The organism is Acidimicrobiia bacterium, from assembly GCA_029210695.1.
In the GTDB taxonomy this organism is placed as follows: Bacteria; Actinomycetota; Acidimicrobiia; order Spongiisociales; family JAHEDJ01; genus JAHEDJ01.
Map to the genome: position 1 here is coordinate 1 of JARGFH010000060.1, position 21,070 is coordinate 21,070.

At 62.7% G+C, this 21,070-nt stretch carries 18 protein-coding genes; 5 read left to right on the forward strand and 13 right to left on the reverse strand.

Translation table 11 applies throughout. The features are described 5' to 3' along the window. Nucleotides 1–70 precede the first annotated feature (70 nt). Genes P1T08_15340 through P1T08_15355 form a run of 4 tightly spaced genes read right to left on the reverse strand, consistent with a single transcriptional unit; the run spans nucleotide 71 to nucleotide 3,063 of the window. Nucleotides 71–1,078 carry a hypothetical protein gene (locus P1T08_15340; GenBank protein MDF1597451.1) on the reverse strand — a complete coding sequence of 336 codons (1,008 nt, stop codon included), beginning with the start codon at nucleotides 1,076–1,078 and terminating at the stop codon, nucleotides 71–73. Nucleotide 1,079: 1 nt separating this feature from the next. Further along, nucleotides 1,080–1,793, reverse strand: coding sequence for an SDR family oxidoreductase (locus tag P1T08_15345; GenBank protein ID MDF1597452.1), 714 nt, complete (start codon nucleotides 1,791–1,793; stop codon nucleotides 1,080–1,082). Next, nucleotides 1,790–2,611 (reverse strand): dihydropteroate synthase, encoded by an 822-nt coding sequence (locus P1T08_15350; GenBank protein MDF1597453.1) that lies wholly within the window; start codon nucleotides 2,609–2,611, stop codon nucleotides 1,790–1,792. The genes P1T08_15345 and P1T08_15350 overlap by 4 nt, the downstream gene beginning before the upstream one ends. Further along, nucleotides 2,608–3,063 carry a hypothetical protein gene (locus tag P1T08_15355; GenBank protein MDF1597454.1) on the reverse strand — a complete coding sequence of 152 codons (456 nt, stop codon included), beginning with the start codon at nucleotides 3,061–3,063 and terminating at the stop codon, nucleotides 2,608–2,610. Before P1T08_15355 ends, P1T08_15350 begins: the two co-directional genes overlap by 4 nt. Here P1T08_15355 and P1T08_15360 point away from each other — a divergent pair. After that, nucleotides 3,062–4,012: a hypothetical protein gene (locus P1T08_15360; protein MDF1597455.1), complete on the forward strand. Its 951-nt coding sequence runs from the start codon at nucleotides 3,062–3,064 to the stop codon at nucleotides 4,010–4,012. The genes P1T08_15355 and P1T08_15360 overlap by 2 nt on opposite strands. Here P1T08_15360 and P1T08_15365 read toward each other — a convergent pair. Both P1T08_15365 and P1T08_15370 read right to left on the reverse strand, forming a co-directional pair. After that, nucleotides 3,998–6,127, reverse strand: a complete 2,130-nt coding sequence (locus P1T08_15365) for a ComEC/Rec2 family competence protein (GenBank protein MDF1597456.1) — start codon at nucleotides 6,125–6,127, stop codon at nucleotides 3,998–4,000. The genes P1T08_15360 and P1T08_15365 overlap by 15 nt on opposite strands. A 2-nt stretch (nucleotides 6,128–6,129) precedes the next feature. Continuing rightward, nucleotides 6,130–6,684: a ComEA family DNA-binding protein gene (locus P1T08_15370; protein MDF1597457.1), complete on the reverse strand. Its 555-nt coding sequence runs from the start codon at nucleotides 6,682–6,684 to the stop codon at nucleotides 6,130–6,132. Nucleotides 6,685–6,810: 126 nt separating this feature from the next. On the opposite strand from P1T08_15370, the gene P1T08_15375 reads away from it, so the two are divergent. Further along, on the forward strand, nucleotides 6,811–7,614 hold the full coding sequence (locus P1T08_15375; GenBank protein ID MDF1597458.1) for a polyphosphate kinase 2 family protein: 804 nt from the start codon (nucleotides 6,811–6,813) through the stop codon (nucleotides 7,612–7,614). Nucleotides 7,615–7,650: 36 nt separating this feature from the next. On the opposite strand, the gene lgt is transcribed toward P1T08_15375, so the two are convergent. From lgt to P1T08_15405, 6 genes are all read right to left on the reverse strand, one after another. Next, nucleotides 7,651–8,457: a prolipoprotein diacylglyceryl transferase gene (gene lgt, locus P1T08_15380; protein MDF1597459.1), complete on the reverse strand. Its 807-nt coding sequence runs from the start codon at nucleotides 8,455–8,457 to the stop codon at nucleotides 7,651–7,653. Nucleotides 8,458–8,500: 43 nt separating this feature from the next. Then, the gene (locus P1T08_15385; protein ID MDF1597460.1) at nucleotides 8,501–8,941 is read right to left on the reverse strand and encodes a hypothetical protein; all 441 of its coding nucleotides are present in this window, start codon (nucleotides 8,939–8,941) and stop codon (nucleotides 8,501–8,503) included. 142 nt (nucleotides 8,942–9,083) lie between these two features. Beyond that, nucleotides 9,084–11,837 (reverse strand): leucine--tRNA ligase, encoded by a 2,754-nt coding sequence (leuS, locus tag P1T08_15390; GenBank protein MDF1597461.1) that lies wholly within the window; start codon nucleotides 11,835–11,837, stop codon nucleotides 9,084–9,086. 93 nt (nucleotides 11,838–11,930) lie between these two features. After that, the gene (locus P1T08_15395; protein ID MDF1597462.1) at nucleotides 11,931–12,794 is read right to left on the reverse strand and encodes a PAC2 family protein; all 864 of its coding nucleotides are present in this window, start codon (nucleotides 12,792–12,794) and stop codon (nucleotides 11,931–11,933) included. Nucleotides 12,795–12,856: 62 nt separating this feature from the next. After that, complete coding sequence (locus P1T08_15400; protein MDF1597463.1) at nucleotides 12,857–14,167, reverse strand: serpin family protein; 1,311 nt, start codon at nucleotides 14,165–14,167, stop codon at nucleotides 12,857–12,859. A gap of 210 nt (nucleotides 14,168–14,377) precedes the next feature. Next, on the reverse strand, nucleotides 14,378–15,430 hold the full coding sequence (locus P1T08_15405; protein ID MDF1597464.1) for an SMP-30/gluconolactonase/LRE family protein: 1,053 nt from the start codon (nucleotides 15,428–15,430) through the stop codon (nucleotides 14,378–14,380). Nucleotides 15,431–15,622: 192 nt separating this feature from the next. On the opposite strand from P1T08_15405, the gene P1T08_15410 reads away from it, so the two are divergent. After that, entirely contained in the window at nucleotides 15,623–16,939 is a 1,317-nt protein-coding gene (locus P1T08_15410; protein ID MDF1597465.1) for a M20/M25/M40 family metallo-hydrolase, read from the forward strand. Between the two features lie 81 nt (nucleotides 16,940–17,020). Then, on the forward strand, nucleotides 17,021–17,878 hold the full coding sequence (locus tag P1T08_15415; GenBank protein MDF1597466.1) for a 3-hydroxybutyryl-CoA dehydrogenase: 858 nt from the start codon (nucleotides 17,021–17,023) through the stop codon (nucleotides 17,876–17,878). 107 nt (nucleotides 17,879–17,985) lie between these two features. Here P1T08_15415 and lon read toward each other — a convergent pair whose 3' ends face one another. After that, nucleotides 17,986–20,301, reverse strand: a complete 2,316-nt coding sequence (gene lon, locus P1T08_15420) for an endopeptidase La (protein MDF1597467.1) — start codon at nucleotides 20,299–20,301, stop codon at nucleotides 17,986–17,988. Nucleotides 20,302–20,472: 171 nt separating this feature from the next. On the opposite strand from lon, the gene P1T08_15425 reads away from it, so the two are divergent. Further along, entirely contained in the window at nucleotides 20,473–20,997 is a 525-nt protein-coding gene (locus P1T08_15425; GenBank protein MDF1597468.1) for a nitroreductase, read from the forward strand. Nucleotides 20,998–21,070: the final 73 nt, after the last annotated feature.

Consider the following 21,070-nt stretch of genomic DNA (forward strand, 5'->3'; position numbering starts at 1 on the left):
CACCGCCTGGGCCCACCGCCAGACAACACGAGACAAAGCCGCCGCTTGACAAGATACAACCCTGGGGTGTCTAGCCCACTCCGACCGGACGGCCTCCGTAGAGGCGGCACAGTGCAACGGTCAGGCGATCCATGGTCAGCCTGTGGGTCTCCTCGGGAGCCGATTTGAGGAGTCTGTCCGCCCGCAGCAGCGCCGACAGCGCTGCTCGCAGTTCCGAGTCCGAGACACTCGACCGCCGGGTCCAATCACGCTTGACTCGCCAATCGCCCGGTCGTGCTCCTACGTTTTCGGCGTACTCATCGATGCTGCCTGCCGCCGAAGCGAGCGACCGCCGTTTGAGATCATCTTCGAGGTAGCCGAGTAGTTGGAGCGGATGTCCGTGCGTTAGGAAGTCGGCCAGACGCCGGAGGGCCTCTCCCACCTTTCCGGCGCTGATGGCGTCGGCCAGATGCCACATCGGTTCGTCGGGACGGTTGTGGAAACGAACGAGGATCGTCTCACGAGTAATGGCGGCTTCGCCTGCCAGTTGGTCGAGCGCTTGACCCAGGGCAGCAACGTTGCTGCCGAAACGCTGCATCAACGCCTCGCGGGCTTCAGCCGGAATCTTCATCTTCCGGGTCCGGATCTCCGTCGAGAGCCAGGCGGCTGCATCCTTTTCGCGGAGTTTCTCGATCTTGATCGTCTCGCCACTCTTCAGCATTTTCGAGAGCGACGAAGGAACCGCACCGGCGGACACAACCACCAATATCGTCTCAGGGTCGGCATTCCCCAGGAGTTCGGCGATGACGTCGGCTTCTCCTTTTAGCAAGTGCTGGCCATCAACGATCAGAAGGCCCTGGCGGCCGCCAAAGAGTGAGCCGGACTGGAGGGCGGGCAAAGCCGGTTCGACTTCCCCGCGCACAACCCCGTCACGCTCCATCCCCTCTGCAGCAGCACCGCGCCCAGGGACATCGACACGCACGATGTCTGCCCCCTGTACGTCGAGTTGGTCGAAAACGGCCTGTGCCCGCGAAAGCATCTGCTGTCGTTCGCCGGGTCCGGCATCCCGTGGACCGGAGACGTGCCAGATGGAGGTCATGTCAGAGGTTCCACCCTCCACCGACCTGAATGTATGAACCCGTCACATAATCTGCCTCCGGAGAAGCGAGATAGCGAACCGCTCCGGCGATGTCGTCCAAGGTTCCCAAACGGCCCGCCGGGATCCTCTCGAGAGACGGGAACGTGATGCTGTTCTCGAGTACTCCGGGCATGATCGCGTTCACGGTCACTTGGCGGGACGCCTCGGTCACAGCAAAGGTCTTGGTCATGATCAGCACTCCGGTCTTTCCAACGTAGTAGGGAAGAGACTTCGGTGAGGCGCGCAGGTTGTCCGCCCCCGAGTCGGCGACATTGATGATCCGGGCATGTGGCCGGCCCCGCAAGAGGGGCAGCAAGGCCCGGGTCGTGTAGAACGTGGCGCTGGCGGTCGCAGCCAGGACTCGATCCCAATCGTCCGTCGTGAGGTCGTCGGTATGCCGGATGATGAACCCCCCAACATTGTTGACGAGAACATCGAGGTCCCCGGCCTCCCGAATCGCCTCCGCCAACGCATCAACCGAGGCCGGGTCCGTGAGATCTGCTGCAACGAGGTCCGCTCCCCCTCCGGCTTCCACGACGAGGCGGGCCGTCTCTTCCGCTTCTTCCCTGCTCGAGCGGTAGTGCACGATGACATCAAACCCGTCGGATCCGAGGCTGATTGCCAGATGCCTGCCGAGGCCGCGGGCGGATCCGGTCACTAATGCGCGTCTTCTCATTCCATTCTCCCCATCAAACGTGCAATCTCTGCCACCGCTTCTGTGTCGTGAACGCGCAGGATGTCTGCTCCATACTCAAGTGCGAGCGTCGCCAGCGCCAGAGTAGGGGCGAGCTCGGCCTTGCGAGGAACCGGCAGGAGCACCGGCTTACCCAACGCGTGCAGGCGATCGAGTTGTCGGATCACGTCGAGTTGGTGGAGGGTGTACCGGCTCCGATCTGCCCGGTAGGAGATCCCGATACCCGGATCGACCACCACGTTCGTCACACCGGAGCCTGCAAGTTGCCTCAGACGTAGCCCTAGACGATCGACCATCCCGGCAACCAGCGACTGATCGAGATCGATCGAGCCGACGGCCAGCGGCGAATCGCCTTCGAGGAACATCACCACAGACGCCACGTTGCCACCCGCCACTACCTCGATCATCTCAGCCTGCCGGAGACCGCCTGTGTCGTTGATGATCACGGCGCCCAACTCGATGGCGGCACGGGCAACTTCCGGCTTCCAGGTGTCGACCGACACCAGGAAGCCTTCCTGGACGAGCCGCTGCACGGGACCGGCCAGTCGGGCGACTTCCTCATCCGGGTTCAATTCAACGTTCTCGAAGTGAGACGACTGGGCGCCGACGTCGATGATCGTCGCTCCATTGCGGCGGTGCGCGTCGGCGATACGGAGGGCTTCCTCGAGGTTGCTGGCGACGGTGGGGGTGTTCTTCGATTCGGGGGACAGATTGAGTACGCCCATGAGGTGAACTCGTCCGCCGGAGAAATCGATGGTGTGCGCTCCGGCCTGCAGACCGATCTCGGGCGACGTCGTCAAGGCCCGATGAGCAACGATCCGGAGATCTCGCTCTCACCCTGGTCGAGTGTGAGAACCACAGTCTCGACGTCTTCGGCGCCGGGGGCCACGAGACCGATCGAAATCGGTATTCGAGCCTGACCCAATTCCAGGTTGATCGTTCCTCGCCACGGGTCGGCCGTCTCGTTGAAGAGCACAACGGTTAGCGCAACGCGATTTCCCTCGAAGGCGCGGGCCTGGAAATCGACGTCGATACCGCCGCAGAGAGTCTTATCCTCTCCGGCCACCAACTGGGTGGCGCTCAGAACGATCGGCTCGCTCCCCTCCTCGATGACCACCGTGAAGGGCGTCTCCACCTGGCCGGTACATGTCAGCACGTGGGTGAGTCCGCGCAGCGAAGATGTCATGATCGGAATCAGAAAGACTCCGACGAGGGCGGCCAGCGCCACACGCGACTTGAGGATCGGCGGCATGACCTCCAGTGTTCACGGCGTCGCCGCCAAAGTCAAAGATCGACCAATCGGAAACGGCGAACCGTTTAGCATGCGGGCCATGGTCGACGCCACGCGCACGAAAACACGCTCTGTCAGCTACACCCAGGCCCGTGGCCTCGTTCTTCTGCTCGGCCTGGTTGCCTTGGGCGTCGTGGCTCTGATCATGTACGTCCGCAGAGTCGATCCGACGGAAGTCTCAGCCACGATGTTCTTCCTGCCCGTCTTCGTCGGGTTCTTGTTCTGGGGCATTCGGGGCGGAGTGATCCTCGGAGCGCTGGCAACCGTCGCATATATCTGGATCCGCTCGCCGGCAATCGATCTGATCGGCTGGAGCGAACTGGTCGGCTTGATCATCACCCGGGGAGCGGGCTACATGGCCTTCGGTCTGATCGGAGGTTGGGCCACGGAGCAGCTCAGGGATTCGATCACGAAACTAGATCTCTACGACCAGATCGACGATGCAACGGGTTTGTTCAACGCACGCAGCCTGGTCGAGACTGTGGACCTCGAGAAGTCCCGGTCTACCCGCTATGAGAAGATCTTCTCGCTGGTAACGGCCGAGCTTCCCGCCTCCGGTGAGTTGAGTCGAAGGGCGAAACGCAACTTCCTCACCGATCTTGGGGATCGGGTCCGGCGCAGCGTCCGTGCGGTCGATCACGCCGTGCACGCCAAAGACGGCGACAACCACCTCCTGGCGTTCGTCCTTCCCGAGACCTCTGCAGAGGGCGCCCGGGTATTTGCAGGGAAGCTCGCCGAACAAGTGGCCGGTCTGGCCGCGGAGCACCATCTGCCACTCGAGGCTTCTGCCATCACCACCTCGGTGGCCTCCTACCCTGATGATCCAGACGCGGTCGGGCTGATCGCACGACGGTTCCGCCAGATCGCCGCCCAGGAGTTTCCGGAAGCAGCCGACTCAATCGCCGACTGAGATCACGACGTCACCATCGCGATCGGTTCGCCATACTTCGGCTCCCATCTCGTCGAGAACATCCACGACCTCGGGCGAGGGGTGCCCGTAGTCGTTAGGTCCGACCGGAATGATGGCCACCTTTGCCCCGGTCGAGCGTATCCAGTCGAGGTCGCTGGTCGCCGCCCCCTGGTGGGGCACCTTCAACACGTCGGCGAGAATTGGCCCGAGGTCCTTCTGAGCATACGTCTCGACATCTCCCGGCATCAGAATGGTGTGACGGCCCACCTCGATCACCAGCACGATCGATTGATCGTTCGGCGAGGCATACCGTCTCAATGGGCCTCTCACTTCAATGGAGAAGCTGCCGATTCCGGCTCTCCACCCGGGCCTGACGATCTCGGTCGGCACGTTCTTGCGTGCAGCGAGATCGAGAAGCGCTCGCATCTCAGGGCCTGAATCAGAGTGACCGGAGTGCCAGATGAGACCAACCGGGAACTGCTCCAGCGCCGCGATCAACCCGGCCACATGATCGTGGTGTTGATGCGAAGCGACCACGAGGTCGATGTGGTCGATTCCGTATTGGCGGAGACGTGAGATCAGCAGTCCCTCGTCGGGCCCACCGTCGATCAGAACCACGGCTCCATCATCGCTCAGCAACAGCGTTGAATCTCCCTGGCCAACATCGAGGAATACCGCCGCCGGGAGCGTCACCGGAGCCGGGTTCAACCCGACAGCTATGAATGCCCATGCGGCGGCGGTCAATCCCATAACTCGGCGCAAGCCCGCCACCCGACCCAGTGCAACGGCTGCCATCACCCCGCAGTAGCCGAGCCACCCAATCTGGGGCCAGGGAGAAGCCGACCGGGCAATTGCCAGCACGAAACTCGCCAGCGTCGTTGCTATGTCGATGCAGTAGTCGAGACCGGACAGTACCCCGATACCTCCGAAGCTCGTGGCCGCGGCCACAAGTGGCCCGGCGAGGAGGTTCGTGACCGGTGACAGGAGCGGCAACGTTCCGAAGTGAACGAGTAGCAGCGGGGCTACTGCGAGTTGGGCGGAGACCGTGGCGGCCAACGCGGCCCCGACCATCGGAAGCCGCCGGAGTGGGCGATATCCGGCACCGGCGATGACTCCGGCGGTTGCTGCAACAGACAGCTGAAATCCGACATCGGAAACGAGTTCACCCGACACCAGCAACAGCCCTGCCACACCGCCTCCGAGGGCCGTCCAGGGTCCGATCGACACTCCGAGGGCTCTGGCCAGGAGAACAAAACCCGCCATCACCGCGGCCCGCAGGACCGATGGCTCCCATCTGGTCACGAGAACGAACAACACCAGTCCGAGGACGCCGAGGACGGCCCGCCGGCGGGGGCCGAATCCGAGCGGTGCCACGATGACCCACCAGAGCGTCAGGAAGAGAGCCACGTTGCTGCCCGAAACCGCCACATAGTGAGACAGCCCCGCCCGCCGGAGCGCTTCCGCGTCCGACGCAGGCAGCTCACGTATGTCGCCGATGAGGAACCCCGAGACGAGGGCGGCGGCCGGCCGCACTGCCGTCGCCGCCAGCTGATCTTCGACCCTGGACCGCAACAAGTTGGCGACACGAAAGAAACCCTGCGCGACCGAAACCCGTTCCACACTGCGTGCCGCAATTTGCCCGGCGTAGACGTCCCCTCGGGCCTTACCCGGACGGGCTGTTAGACGGCCGCTCACCACAAGCCGGTCACCTGCCATGACGTCGAAGGTTTGGTCGCCGCTGACCAGCAGTCGTGGCCCGTCCAAGATGATCTCATGATGGCGAGTGCTCACGGACTCGGGTTCGATCAGAAACCAGAAGCCGGTCCTCCCGGGTCGGGGATCTTCGACGGCGATCCCCCGTACCTCGACGATGCCTTCCGGCACGAGGCTTTCGAGCGTCGCCTGATCGCGTTGGGTCGACAGGGATCCGGACAACGATCCTGCGGTCGCGATCAGAAGCAACGCAGCCAGGGAGCGCCTCCGCAAGGCGAGGACCGCGATGGATGCCAGCGACCCCGTCAGAACAGCCGTCCAGCTCAGCGATCGACCTGCCCAGGCGCCGAACCAGACGGATCCGCCTGCCAGCAGTGCCGATCTGCTCAGTTCATCCGGCACCCTCACGGAATAGCCACGGAATCCCGAATGGTGGCGAGCTTGCCTTCACCGATCCCCGGGACATCGAGAAGGTCCTCGACGACGCTGAATGGGCCGTTGGAATCGCGATAGTCGGCGACTCGTTGGGCTAGCACCGGCCCGATACCCGGCAACGTGGCGATCTCATCGATTGTCGCCGTATTGACCCTGACGCGGCCGTCCCCCGGTTGAAGCGGGAGCCCTCCAGAATCTCCTTCCTCGACGACCACGATCAGCGTGCCGTCGATGACGGGCGCGGCGAGATTCACCGCCGTGAGGTCGGCCGATGGAAGAGCCCCGCCGGCGGCCGCCAGGGCATCGGCAACACGAGCACCCGTCGACAACTCGACCAGTCCCGGCTCGACGACAGCACCGGACACGTGGACTGTGAGGCCGGCAGCCGGCGTTGGGCCCACATCCGTCGTGCCTCGATCTATCACCACGGGAGGCGGTTCGGTGGGCCTCCCACCAAACCAGATACCCGATCCGATCGCGATCAGCAAGGCGACCCCGCCGGCGACAAGGTGCTGAGGTTGCACGCGACTCCTTGTGGTGACTAGCCCGTCTCACTCCGCCACACACCTCTATCACGATGCGGGTTCCGGCGGAAGGGGGTCGAGCACGCTCACTAGGGTTCAAGTGCCGTCCCAAGAGGAGAATCTGCAATGCATCGGTATCGAGTCGAGCCGGGCCAGGCCGCCCAGATCGCCGCCCGTGACACCAGAGATTCGCAGGGCTTCACCGGCGACAAATCGGCAGGCAAGGCCAGGATCAAGGAACTGAACGCTGAACTAGAGGCGCTGCAGGAACTGCTCTACGCAGAGGGCAAACACAAGGTACTGATCGTGCTTCAGGCAATGGACACGGGCGGAAAGGATGGGACGATCCGTCACGTCTTCGACGGCACGAACCCGCAGGGTGTCAAAGTGGCGAGCTTCAAGAAGCCCACCGCTTCTGAACTTGCCCACGACTACCTGTGGCGGGTGCACGACGACACGCCGGGATCCGGAGAGATCGCCATCTTCAATCGATCACATTACGAGGACGTGCTGGTCGTCCGGGTCCACAGCCTGGTCCCCGAAGACCGGTGGCGGCGGCGCTACGACCACATCAACGCGTTCGAGCAGTTACTCGCCGACGAGGGCACCACAATCCTCAAGTTCTTCTTGCACATCTCGAAGGACGAACAGAAGGCACGGCTCGAAGCGCGGATCGACGAACCCCACAAGCGATGGAAGTTCGCCAAAGGAGATCTCGCGGAGCGGGAACGGTGGGGAGACTACGTCGAGGCCTACGAAGAAGCACTCACCCGAACGTCGACCGAATGGGCGCCGTGGTATGTGATTCCTGCGGATCGCAAGTGGTACCGCAATCTGGCCACATCCTCCATCATCGTTGACGCCCTCCAGCGCCTTGGAATGGAATACCCGGATCCGGAAGACGGTCTCGACGATATCGTGATCGAGTGAGCTTGATGAGTCGAGAGCCGACGTGCTGATCCGCGCTCAGACCGTGGTCGGCTGTTCGTCCCTGGTCCGATTGCGAAGCCACAATCCGATCACACCACCGATGACCACCGCGATGCTGACCCAACCGTTCCTGCTGATCCCGAATACACGGAAAGTCGTGTCGGTCCTGATCAGTTCCAGCAGGAACCGTCCCGTGCCGTAAGCGACGAAGTACACGAGCAGGATGGAGCCTCGTTTCAGATTGAACTTGCGTTCGACGGTGAGGAGCACGGCGATGACCCAGAGATTCCAGAGCGACTCGTAGAGAAACGTCGGGTGGAATGTCTCGAAATCTAGGTAGTCGGCCGGCCGGTAGCGACGGGCGATTTCCAGGCCCCAGGGGAGATCCGTCGGCGTTCCGAATAGCTCTTGATTGAAGTAGTTGCCCCAGCGGCCGATCGCCTGGGCCGCCGGGAGGCCGACGGCGACGGCATCGGCGAAGGCGGGGAAGTCGCCGCCGCGCCGTCGCATAACCCAGATAGCCGCGATCGCGCCGCCGGTCAGACCACCGAACAGCGCCAGTCCGCCTTCCCAGATCGCGAAGACGTGCAGCCAGCGCCCCTCGAAGCGCGAAAGGTGGGTGCTCACATAGGCCGTGCGCGCCCCGAGGAATCCGATCACCACCGCCCAGAAGGCGGCCTTCTCGACGTCGGTTGGATTACCTCCGAAGCGGAGATACCGGCGCTCGGTAATGATCATCGCCACGACCACACCGATACCGATGAGGATCCCGTAGAAATGGATGTCGAGAGGTCCAACCTCGAGGATATTGATGGGCGGAGAAGGGATAGATGGTGTAATCACGGTCGCAATGCTCGCACAGGTGAGCGTCTACGCAAGCATCGGGCTATGCCGGGTTCATCGGACCGCCGGTCCCGATGGTGAATGCGAGAGCGGCCAACTCATCGCTGCGCAGTGTGTCATCACCGGCTTCCCGACGCGGTTGGAGACCGTACAGGTGGACCTCCGATCCATCCCGCATACGAAATCGGCCGACCGGGCCGATCAGCGGGCGAGTGCCCATCCCGCACTCGAGTATGTCGCGGCGGACGAGCCGGTGCCGCCGTCCGAAGTTGATCACGGTGACGTCCGACCCTTCGACCTCGACCCGCGACCTCGCCATGAGCCAGAAATAGAAGATGACGACCAGAGCGATCAACCACAACAAGAGACGGCGATCGAAGGAGGGGGTGAACAGCGAGAACCCGATGATCAGGACGACTACAAACCCCCCACCCCACAGGGCCCGCGCTCGAAGATCGGGTGACTGGTAGATCCGCTTATCCATAGCCAAATCCTAGAGCCCAGTTTTCTCCGCAATACTGTGCATCACCACACACCACAGCATTGCGGAGAAAAGGGACTTCAGTTTCTCGGCAATACTGTGGACCACCACGGTCCATTGCATTGCGGAGAAAGTGGTTGAGGCGTCAGCCTACGACGATGTTCACCAGCTTCGGTGGACGGGCGATCACCTTGCGGATCGTCTTGCCTTCCGTCCAGGGCGCGATCTTCTCTGCGGCCAGCGCAGTCGCTTCGGCGTCCTCCGCCGAGATACCCGCATCCACCTCAATTCGATCCCGGACCTTGCCGTTGACCTGAACGACCATCGTCACGGTGTCCTCACGGGCGATGTGCGCGTCGGATTCCGGCCAGGGCTCGAGGTGGATGGATGTCGCGTGACCGGTGGCTTGCCACAACTCCTCGGTGATGTGGGGCGCGATCGGTGCGAGGAGCTTCAACATAGTGTCTCTGGCTTCCGCCCAGACATCCGGTGAAACATCGGCGGACCGCAGGGCATCCTGCATCTCGTTTCGCAGCGTCATCAACGTGGCCACCGCGGTATTCCATTTGAAGTCCATCATGTCGGCGTCGACCTTGGCAATGGACTGATGCACGCGTCGTCGCAGCGTCGACGAAGCCTCCTCCGACACCGTGCCAGGCTGATACCCGGAGGTTCCGAGCTTCCACACATCATCGATGAACCGCCACGATCCGACGATCCCGCGACTGTCCCACGGCCCGCCCTTCTGCCACTCGAACGCGAACATCAAATGAGTCCTGACGGTATCGGCTCCGTAGATGGCGACCAGTTCGTCGGGATTGATGGTGTTGCCTTTGGACTTGGACATACGCTCGACGTCCAGGTGGTGTTTCAACTGGGTCACATCGTTGGTCCCGAAAATGGTCGGGATCTCGATCGTCGCCTCCTCAGGGACCTTGACCGCCACGAGACCTTCTTCCGTTTGCACCTGAAGCGCGTTTTCGGTTCGGCGAATCAACTCGCCGACCACGAGGCCCGCCTCCGGGCCGGCGGTGGGATCGACCCGAATGGACGAGGCGACCACGAGTTCGTCCCGACGATGACCGTCGACCACCAACCGGTCGCCCGGACGTTCCTCACCCAGGATCTGACCCTGGTTGCGGAGAACAGCGAACGGCTCGTCAAAGAGACCCGACGGATCGCGACCGTGTTCCCGCATGACCCGCTCGGTGTCGTCGAACACGCCCATGTCCCGCATTGCCTTCACGAAGAAGCGCGCGTAAAGCAGGTGCATCACGGCGTGCTCCGCCCCACCGGTGTAGACGTCGACGGGGAGCCAGTACGCAGCCTCGTCCGGGTCGAAGGGGGCTTGTTCAAATGAAGGTGAGAGATACCGGAGCCAGTACCACGAGGAACACATGAACGTATCCATCGTGTCGGTCTCACGACGGGCGGGAACGCCCTCCGAGTCGACCGCGGCCAGGAACTCCTCGTTCGTGACCAGCGGGCTGCGACCTTCAAACTCAACGTCCTCGGGTAAGACCACCGGCAGGTCCTCGTCGGCCACCGGTTCAACCTCGCCATCGTCGCGGTGCAGCATCGGAATGGGTGAACCCCAGTACCGCTGCCGCGAAATCAGCCAATCTCGCAGCCGGTAGTTGATCGCTTCTCGACCTAAGCCGGCCTCTTCGAGCCAATCGATCGTGGCCGCGATCGACGGATTCGCCCGACCCTTGGCATTTGTCGTCTCGATGCCGTCGATCGGCCCGCTGTTGACCATCTCCCCCGGCCCGATATATGCCACCTCCATCTCGGGTTCAACGAGTGGCGCTGCCCCTTGGGGGCGGATGACGGGGATGATCGGCAGTTCGAACTGGCGGGCGAACTCGAAATCACGCTGGTCGTGGGCGGGCACCGCCATGATGGCGCCGGTCCCGTAGGAGAGCAGCACGTAGTCGGCGATCCAGACCGGGATGCGTTCCCGGTTGACCGGATTGACGGCATAGCCTCCGGTGAACACCCCGCTCTTCTCTTTCGTGTCTTCCATGCGCTCCAGCTCGGAGCGAGCGGCGGCGGCGATGCGGTAGGCGTCGATGACCTCGCGCCGATCCGGTGATGTAATCGAGTCGACCAGCGGATGTTCCGGGGCCAGCACCATGAAGGTGGCGCCCCACAGCGTGTCGGGCCTGGTCGTGAAGACGACGATCTCATCGCCCACTTCAGTGCGGAACGTGACCTCTGCGCCTTCCGACCGACCGATCCAGTTGCTCTGCATCGCCTTGATGGCGTCCGGCCAGTCGATCCCTTCGAAGGAGAGCAACTCATCTGCATACTTCGTGATCGCGAAGAACCACTGTTCCATCAGTTTCTGTACAACGGGTTGTCCGTTTCGCTCATCGCGCCCGTCGATGACCTGCTCATTGGCCAGCACGGTCTGGAGTGTCGGTGACCAGTTCACCATCGCTTCGCCTCGATAAGCGATGCCCCGCTCGAACATCCTCTTGAAGAACCACTCCGTCCAGCGGTAATAGGCAGGCTCACAGCTCACCGCCTCACGCTCCCAGTCGAACATCGCACCCATCGAACGCAGCTGGCGTCGCATACGATCGATGTTCTCGTACGTCCATTTGGCCGGGTGCACGTTTCGCTGCACGGCCGCGTTCTCTGCAGGCAGACCAAAGGCGTCGAAGCCCATCGGGAACAGTACGTTGTAGCCTTTCATCCTCATCACCCTGGCGCGCGCGTCCGAAGGCGTCATTGCGTACCAGTGGCCCATGTGGAGGTCGCCGGACGGGTATGGGAGCATGGTCAGGGCGTAGTGCTTCGGCTTCTCCCAATCCACCGTCGAGCGGTAGAGACCGTCGGTCTCCCACCGTTCCTGCCAATGCCGTTCGATCGCCTCATGGTCGTACGCAGCCATCTACCTTGCTCCTGGAATGGCCGCCAGCGTACCAAGCCGGAACCGATCTACGGTCGGAATAGTCGGAGGGTTCGGCGCCTGCGCGGCTGCGCGCTACCCCTCGGACCCAAATGGATCCCCGCTACCGTCGGATGAATCCCGTAGGTACTGCTCGACTTGAGATCCGATCTCGTCGGCCGTCGGGATGGAGTCACCCTCTTCCACCAACTCTTCCAGCTTCTCGACCACCTTCTGGATCTCCGGCCGCCCTGCGACGATGCCATCCAGGTGCTCTCGCTGCTGTAGCGCCTCTTCCGGCAGCGAGTCGAGCGGTATCGAAATACCCAGGCGATCGGCGACGCGTTCAAGCAACACGATGACGCCTTGATGGAACGGGCCGCTCACATACTGCGGCACCTGGGCCCAATAGCCGCGGGCCGGAATCCCATCCGACGACAGCCGGTGAGAAAGCACGGTCAACGCGGCAGCAGGGACTCGCAACAGACCCTCCGGTTTGCGTACCAGAGGATCGAGTAGATCGGGATCGGGTGAAGTGGTGATCATCGGAGTCGGCACGGTGTGCGGGACCGGGGCCGGAACCGAGCCGATGGCAATGAACTCAGAAACACCGGCGGACAAAGCGAACTCGGACACTGCGGCGGCGAACGCCCTCCACCGGAGATCTGGTTCGGTCCCCCGCATGATCAGCAGATCGCGCCCACCTAGTTGCCGATGATGAACGACGAGATCCGGCCACTCGAGGCTCCGAAGATGTCCATCAATGAAGTCGACAACCGGCCTGCTCGACCGGTAATCGAAGAGCTGATCACCGTCGAACTCGGCCACGATCGGGCCGTCACCAGCCAGATGCTCGGCTGCCGCGGAACCGACGCCGGCGGCGTCGACCCAACCCTGCAACGAGCCGATCAGAACCGGTGACCCGAGATCAGCCTGGTGGCGGTAGGTGTAGAGGGGCATGCCTCACCAGGGTACTCCTGGGGAACAGGCTGCGGGCACCCGGCTGAGACCGGGCCACACGTCTAGCCGCTCGGATCGACCACGCGGCCCATGAAGAGGATCAAACCGGTTGTCGCGTCTCGAAGTACGAACAAGAACGGGCGATCAACCACGAACGGGACCGGCTCCATCGGAGCCGCGGTCAGCGACATGACTACAGCCGTGGCCGCGGCTGCCTCTGTTCCGGCTTCGTCTGCAGAGATCCAGGCTTCGTGGACGACGTCGCTGATGTACAGGTCCTTCGATCCCGTCATTCCCGTGAAATCGGCCGCGGCGCTGGTTGCCTCCCGTAGGCCGATTGCCTGCAAGGCGGGCACCAGACCGAGTTGTGTCCGGATCTCGAACTTCGGGAGAGCAAGGATGACCTGATCGGGCGACAGCGACTCCACCACCTGATCGATGAGCCCGTCCGACAATGATGCCTCGACCTGTGCGAAGGATCCTTCATCTGGAAGAATCACGAGCATCGCCAGTTCGCCACCTGCGTATGGGATCTGCAGCGCTTGCCAGCCATCCCCACGCCCGACCGGCATCGAAGCGTCGGTGTGCATGATCGGCACCGACACTTCAGATCCGTCCAGGAGGGTGAAGGGGGCCTCCACGGTGCCCGCCTCATCGAACGGCATGAGCCAGGCGGCATTCAGATACACGGCGTTCACCAGCACCAGGCGGACCAGTTCATCGAGGACACCTTCACCGAGGAGGTCTTCGATGCGATCGTTGGTCTCCCCCGACACCCAATCGTTGATGGTGAGGCGAGCCTCTTCCCGAGCGGCTGGATCGATGAAATCGACCACCCGCATTCCGGCGCCGTAGTCGAGGGCGAGGAGATCGAGAAAGGCATCCCGGAACACCATTCCGTCTTGGCCCCACAGACTGTTGGCAATGCTGATCTCAACACCGCCCTCTTGTTCGGTGGCTGCGCGGTTGCGTGACTCGATGGCCTGGTCGAGCACATTGATGGCCGCGTGAAACTCCTCAGCGGTCAGAGGATTGCCGAGGACGGCGGCCATCTCTTCGGCCGTTGTTCCGGCCGCGCCCGCATAGGCCATGGCCAGCGCGGTGGAGATGCTGACCGGCGAGAACACCAGGTTCCCTTCAGGACCGGAAAGGCTGCCGTAGAGATGGGCGGCAAAACCCTGGAGACCTGCAGATACGGCCCCGACGTCGGTGGCCGGGGCATCCGGATCGGCGCGGTCGACATCTGATGCGACGAGCATGCCGGCCACAGTATCGGCGTCCGGAGCCGGGGCGCTGTTCGTTGGGCGGGTCTCTCCGCCTCCGCAGGCGGCAGCCACCAGTGCCAGGACGAGCGACAGGGCCACGAAACGCATCACATGACTCCTTCTCGAGTTCTCACCAGTTATGACGCCCGCTTCGTCCCGCCGGTTCCCGCCCCGAAATGCCAAGGACATACGCGACCAGTTCATCGTGCCGGCGGTGCTGACGTTCATCATCTGGGCACTGGAGTCGCTGGTCCAGACCGGCGAGGCCTACCGTGGCACGTCTCAGAACTCCGCAGTTACGACCTATAGGTTGACCTCCTACGGCAACGGCAAGCCGGGTAGCCCCACATTGATCTTGGCGAAGCCGGGGCCGGCGTACCCCTCTGGAACTTCGAAAGCCAGATTCGTGACAAATACGCTCTTGCGTTCGCCCTTTCCGGTCCCGAATGCCACGCTCGCCGGGAAGTCGAGACCATCCTCGTAGGTCGCAATCGTTTCGATCTGCTCACCATCTGCGCTCACGCGCACAAGGACGCTACCGGTGACGATGGCGGCATAGATGTTGCCATGGACGTCCAGAGCGATACCGTCGATCATCCACGGCCCGAAGTCTCCGAATCCGATGACCTGGCTCAGAACCGAGATATCACCGAGGACACCACCCTTCGAGACGGGGATCTCGAGCAACAGCGCCTTCTCGGTGTTGGCCACGATCAGGCTGCCATGCCGGTAGGCAATCCCGTTGGCGCCGATCGGATAGGGGATCGGATTCGGAGCGCAGACTCCGGTCAACAAGTCATCCCGGAGGAGCAATTCGGCTTCGCCACCTTTCGGGACCCACCAGATGCCTCCCCGGCCGAACCAGCCGTCGAACACCGCGCCCGGAGTGACAGCCGCATCGCAGTACTCGTAGTAGTCGAGCCCATCTTCGACATCCCACGAGAACGTCTCGGTTATGAAGAGATTGCCGTTCTTATCGAAAGCAAGTGAGTTCGGCAACACGATCGCATTTGTACCCGCAACGAGTTCGACGCTACCGGCCATGTCAATCTCGAACACGCCGGCGAACTGCACCGCCGCGTACACATGCTTCCCATTCGCATCTACGGCCAGGCCGGCTGCGCCGGCGGTGCCCGGGATGGTCGCCAGGACGGAACCGTCACCCCCCGGATCGAACTTCCAGATTTCGGTTCTGGGCGGATCGCCCGGTATGCCGACACTCACGAACACGTTGCCGAAGTTGTCAACGGCGACACCTTCCGGGCCTGCATCCATCGGGGTGAAATCGGGAAACGTCGGAGCGCCGGCCATTGCGGGAGCCGCAACCACGATCATGCCCACAACGAGAGCGACAACGAGGAACTTGCGCATTTCTGCACCCCTCAGAACTCCGTTGTAGACACATATGCCGGCACAGGCTCTCACCCGCGCGACCACGGAGCCTGAGTTTCAGGATATCTCCCTGGTCCCCACCGCACTAGAGGAAGACGACCCTGACACGTCGCGAGCACCAGGCTCAAAGCACCTCACTAGCCTGCGATAGGCCAACCTCGAGGAGGGCTGATGCCATCGCCGGTCGAACTGCTGCAAACGCTGATTCGCTTCAACACCACGAACCCGCCCGGCAACGAAACTGAGGCCATCACCTACCTCGATCGTCTGCTCACCGGGGCCGGGATCGCCACCACCATCCTCACCCGCACCGCCTCGCGTCCCAACCTGATCGCACGAATCCCAGGTTCCGGCCAAGCACCGCCATTCTTGATGCAGGGCCACATCGACGTCGTGCCGACTACCGGTCAGCAATGGGATCAAGAACCGTTCGGCGGCCGGATCATCGACGGATACGTGTGGGGACGCGGCGCGCTCGACATGAAGGGTGGAGTCGCCATGATGGTCGACGCATTCATGCGGATGGCGGCCTCAGAACGGCCACCCGCCGGTGACATCATCCTGTGCATCCTGAGCGACGAGGAGAACGGCGGCAACGAGGGAGCCCGGTTCCTCGTGGAGGAACACGCCCACCACTTCAAAGGCGTCGAGTACTGCATCGGCGAGTTTGGAGGCTTTCCTCTCGAACTCGGCGGCCGGCGCTTCTACCCGATCCAGGTGGCGGAACGGGTGGGCGTCTTGATCGACCTGACGTTCCGGGGAGCGGCCGGACACGGCTCGCTTCCCACCGCCGGCGGGGCGATGGCCAAACTCGGTACTGCGCTCACCCGCCTCGACCGCAAGCGCATGCCGGTTCACCTCACGCCCGCCACCCGACTGATGCTGGAGGGCATGATCGAACACACCGACGGTGCCATACAGCGCGTGCTGAGATTGTTACTCGATGAGCGCACCGCCGGCCCTGCCTTCAAGCTGTTGAGCTCTCGGCTATCGGTGTTGGAACCGGTCTTTCGCAACACGGTCAATGCCACAGTCGTCAGAGGCGGGGACAAAGACAACGTCGTCCCGGCCGAGGTCTCCGTTCGCCTCGATGGCCGGATGCTGCCGGGTTTTGACCCGGATGAGATGATCGAAGAGCTTCGTTCGGTGATCGGGAAGGACGTCGAGATCACCTACAAGACGGAGGGTTTGCCGCCGGTCGGCGAACCCAACCTGGCTCTGTTCGACCTCCTTGCGCGTATCTTGAAGGACCGGGATCCGCTCGCTATCCCGGTTCCGTTCCTCTTGCCGGCCGTTACCGACGGTCGCTGGTTCGGACGCCTCGGAATCCAGCACTACGGATTCCTCCCGATGCAGTTGCCCGCCGGGTTCGAGTTTCAATCCACGGTCCATGCAGCCAACGAACGTATCCCCACAGCCGCGGTGAACAACGGATCCGACGCCATCTTCGATCTGCTCGAGCGCTATCCGGGCGAACACGGCAATTAGGCATCGGCCAGTAGCCATTGGCCTCTGAGATCAAGCCGGTTTCACCTGCAAGGATGAAACGAGACACTAGGAGGTTGGCACGTGACCATTCACAGGATCGGAATCGTCGGCGGCGGACTCATGGGATCCGGGATCGCGGAAGTATCCGCCAAGGCCGGCCTCGATGTCACCATCCGGGAAATCGACGCGGCCACCGTGGCCGCCGCCCGGTCGAAGGTCGAGAAATCGACCGGCCGGGCCGTCGACAAGGGCAAGCTCGACCCGGAAACCCGCGAGGCAATCCTCGACCGCATCACATATACGACCGACCTCGGCGATTTGGCCGATAGGCAACTCGTCGTCGAAGCGATCACGGAGAACGAGCCACTGAAGTTGGAGATCTTCAGCACTCTCGACAAGGTCATCGAGGATGAGGACGCCATCCTCGCCTCCAATACCTCATCGATACCCATCACCCGCCTCGCCGGGGCGACGAACCGTCCCCAATCGGTGGTGGGAATGCACTTCTTCAACCCCGTCCCGGTCATGGGCCTCGTCGAGTTGATCAGCACGGTTCTCTCGTCTCCCGCCGTCGAAGCACGCGCCGAACAATTCGCCTGCGATCAGCTCGGCAAGACCGTGATTCATGCCAAAGACCGCGCCGGGTTCATCGTCAACATGTTGCTCGTGCCGTACATGCTCGAGGCCATTCGTCTCTACGAGAACGGTGTGGCCACCGCCGAAGATATCGACACGGGCATGCGCCTCGGCGCCAACCATCCGATGGGCCCTTTGACGCTGGCGGACTTCGTCGGACTGGATACCGCCAAGGCAGTTGCCGACGTGCTCTACGGCGAGTTCAAGCTCCCCCAGTACGCCCCTCCACCCTTGCTGGTTCGCATGGTGGAGGCCGGGCTGCTCGGCCGTAAAAGCGGCAGGGGCTTCTACGAGTACCAATGAGCAGGTACCTCCCGGAATCGGCTCTCGGCGCGTCGCCGGAGGCTGATACCGGGAGGCAAATGCCCGGCGCCGGGCAGCGGACCTGGTCGTCCTCGTCTTGGCAGCCCTCAGCCGGCGGCCGGCTCCAAGGCGATGTCGAGCACCTCGCCGATGTTCCCAACGACATGGAACGTCATCTCGGTGCGAATCACCTCGGGCACATCATCGAGGTCGACCTCGTTGCGCAGTGGCACGATCACGTCGGTCAGACCGGCACGATGCGCAGCCAGGACCTTCTGCTTGACCCCGCCGATTGGAAGCACCTTGCCCTGGAGCGTCACCTCGCCGGTCATACCAACGTTGTGTCGCACCTTGCGACCGGTCAACAGCGAAACCAGGGCCGTCGTCATCGTGATACCGGCGGACGGACCATCCTTGGGAACCGCCCCCGCCGGCACATGCACGTGGAACTGCCGCCGGAACGTGTCCGATGACAGTCCGAGTTCGCCGGCATGCGCTTCGACGTACGACAGAGCAATTCGGGCGGACTCCTTCATCACATCACCCAGTTGCCCGGTCAACGTGAGGCGCGGTTCTCCATCCATCGCGGTCGCCTCAATGAACAGCACATCGCCACCGGCACCGGTAACGGCGAGGCCCGTGGCCACGCCGGGCACATCGGTACGATCGGCGGCCTCGTCATGCCAGACCTTCGGCTTGCCGAGATACTCGATGATCTGAGGCTCATCGATATCCACCGGGGTTTGCTCACCGGTTTCCGAGCGGACCGCGATCTTGGTTGCCACCTTGCGGGTGAGCTTGCCCAATTGCCGTTCGAGCCCACGCACGCCCGCTTCGCGGGTGTAGCGGTCGACGACCAGAGCCAGCGCCGGCTCGGTCACCGAGATCTCTTCGGGCTCGAGGCCCGCCGATCGGATCTGGCGGGGCAACAGATGGTCGCGAGCGATCTCCACCTTCTCAGTTTCCGTGTAGCCATCCAGATGGATCACCTCGGTCCTGTCCAGCAACGGCGCCGGAATCGTTTCGAGAACGTTGGCAGTTGCGATGAACAGCACATCGGACAGGTCCAAATCGACTTCCAGATAGGTATCACGGAACGTGTGGTTCTGAGCCGGGTCGAGGACTTCGAGCAGCGCAGAAGAAGGATCTCCCCGCCAGTCGGCGCCCACCTTGTCCATCTCGTCGAGTAAGAACACCGGATTCATCGTGGTGGCCTCGATCAACGCCCTGGCCACCCGTCCCGGGCGGGCTCCGACGTACGTACGGCGATGGCCGCGGATTTCTGCCTCGTCGCGAACGCCTCCGAGCGCCACCCGAATGAACTTCCGTCCCAGGGCTCTGGCGACAGATTCGCCCAGTGAGGTCTTCCCCACTCCGGGGGGTCCGACCAGCAGCAGAATGGCGCCATCTTGCCTTCCCGGTGCATGTTCGAGACCTCTCTCCCGCCGCAACTTGCGAACGGCCAGATGCTCAACAATGCGCTCCTTCACGTCGTGAAGTCCGGTGTGGTCGGCATCGAGGACTGTCCACGCTTCCTCCAGGTCGAGGCGATCCTCGGACCGGGTGCCCCACGGCACATCGAACATCGTGTCGAGCCAGGTCCGGATCCAGGAATGCTCCGGGGATTGCTCGCTCATGCGCTCCAGGCGATCGATCTCCCGTTCGATCGATTCATGGACGCTTTCCGGTAGTTCTCGCTCGTCGAGCTTTTCGCGATACTGCGACGTGAGATCGGTGTCGTCGCCGAGTTCCTTCTTGATCGCCTCCAGTTGCTGGCGCAAGAGGTACTCCCGCTGACCCTTGTCGATCCGCTCGGCCGCCTCGTCCCGAACCTTCTTGCGCAGTTCGAACTCGGCGAGGGTCTCTCGCATCCAGTCGAGGACCTTGCCGATCCGCTGCCGGACGTCCAGCGTCTCGAGGAGATCGACCTTTTGTTCCAACGTGAGGTCCGGCGAGTAGACGGCGATGTCGGCCAGGCGACTCGGCGTGTCGACATCGAGAACCCGTTCGGCCATCCGCCCGACCCCGCGATGATCCATGACTGCGGTGAGCACGGCGCGGTACTCCTCAACGAGCGCGTCGAGTTCTTCATCGATGATCTCCGTCTCCGGATACTCCTCAGCCTCAACCCACAGTGCCCCCTTCTGATCGGTCGAGCCACCGCCCACCCGGGCGCGTGCAACGCCTTCGACCACGATGTTGCCTTCACCGTCGTCGTTGTGGATTTCGGCGATGGTTCCAACCGAGGCGTAGCGACCCTCGATCCGTGGGACGAGCAGCATGCGCCCGTCGGCCGCCGAGGCGGCTTCGAGCGCGGTGCGGCCCTCGGTGGTCTCTATCCGGAGGGTGACGACCATGTGTGGAAAAACGACACCGTTCCTCAATGGCAGCACCGGCAGTGTCGTATGCGTCGTGTTCTGCATGGAATCCATCCTTGAAGCGATTGAAGGGTCAAACAAGTGCTGAGGTGAGTGTATTCCGTTTGGGAAACAATCTTATAAAGGATGACTCAGATAACACCAGCCCCTATGGCGCATATCTGCTCCTGGCGCCGACCGCTAATCTCCGAGCGTACCCACAGGAGGCGAATACCAATGCTCCACCAATCAGACGAGATCTACGCGGCGGTCCTCGGCCTCCGCACAGTTCGCCGGTTCCTCCCCCAGCCGATCGACGAAGTTGCTCTCATTCGAATCCTCGAGGCGGCGAGGTGGACCGGCAGCTCGAAGAACCGCCAGTCTTGGTCATTCGTCGTGATCAGGAACCGTGATCAACTCGACACTCTGGCGGAGTGCGGAGATTTCACCGTACCCATCCGTAACGCCCCCCTGGTTATCGCCCCGGTCCAGCACCCGGATGGATACGAATGGGATATGGGACGGGTGGCCCAAAATATCATGCTGGCGGCGGCCGCCATCGGAGTCGGATCGTGCCCCATCACCCTGCACCGCGAGGAGTGCGCCCGGAAGGCCCTCGGTGTGCCGGACGATCACTCCTGCCGGTACGCCGTCGCCCTCGGCTACCCGGACCCAGATGCCGAAACGACAGGCCGAGCTGCTTCGCCGATGGGTGGCCGCAAGCCGCTCGACGAACTGGTCCGATACGAACGCTTCACCTAGGTGGCTGCCGAAAAAGTGGCTTTCGGTGAGGTTGGTTGGCGGCGGGCCAGTCGTGGGTGATGCCGGAGACCAT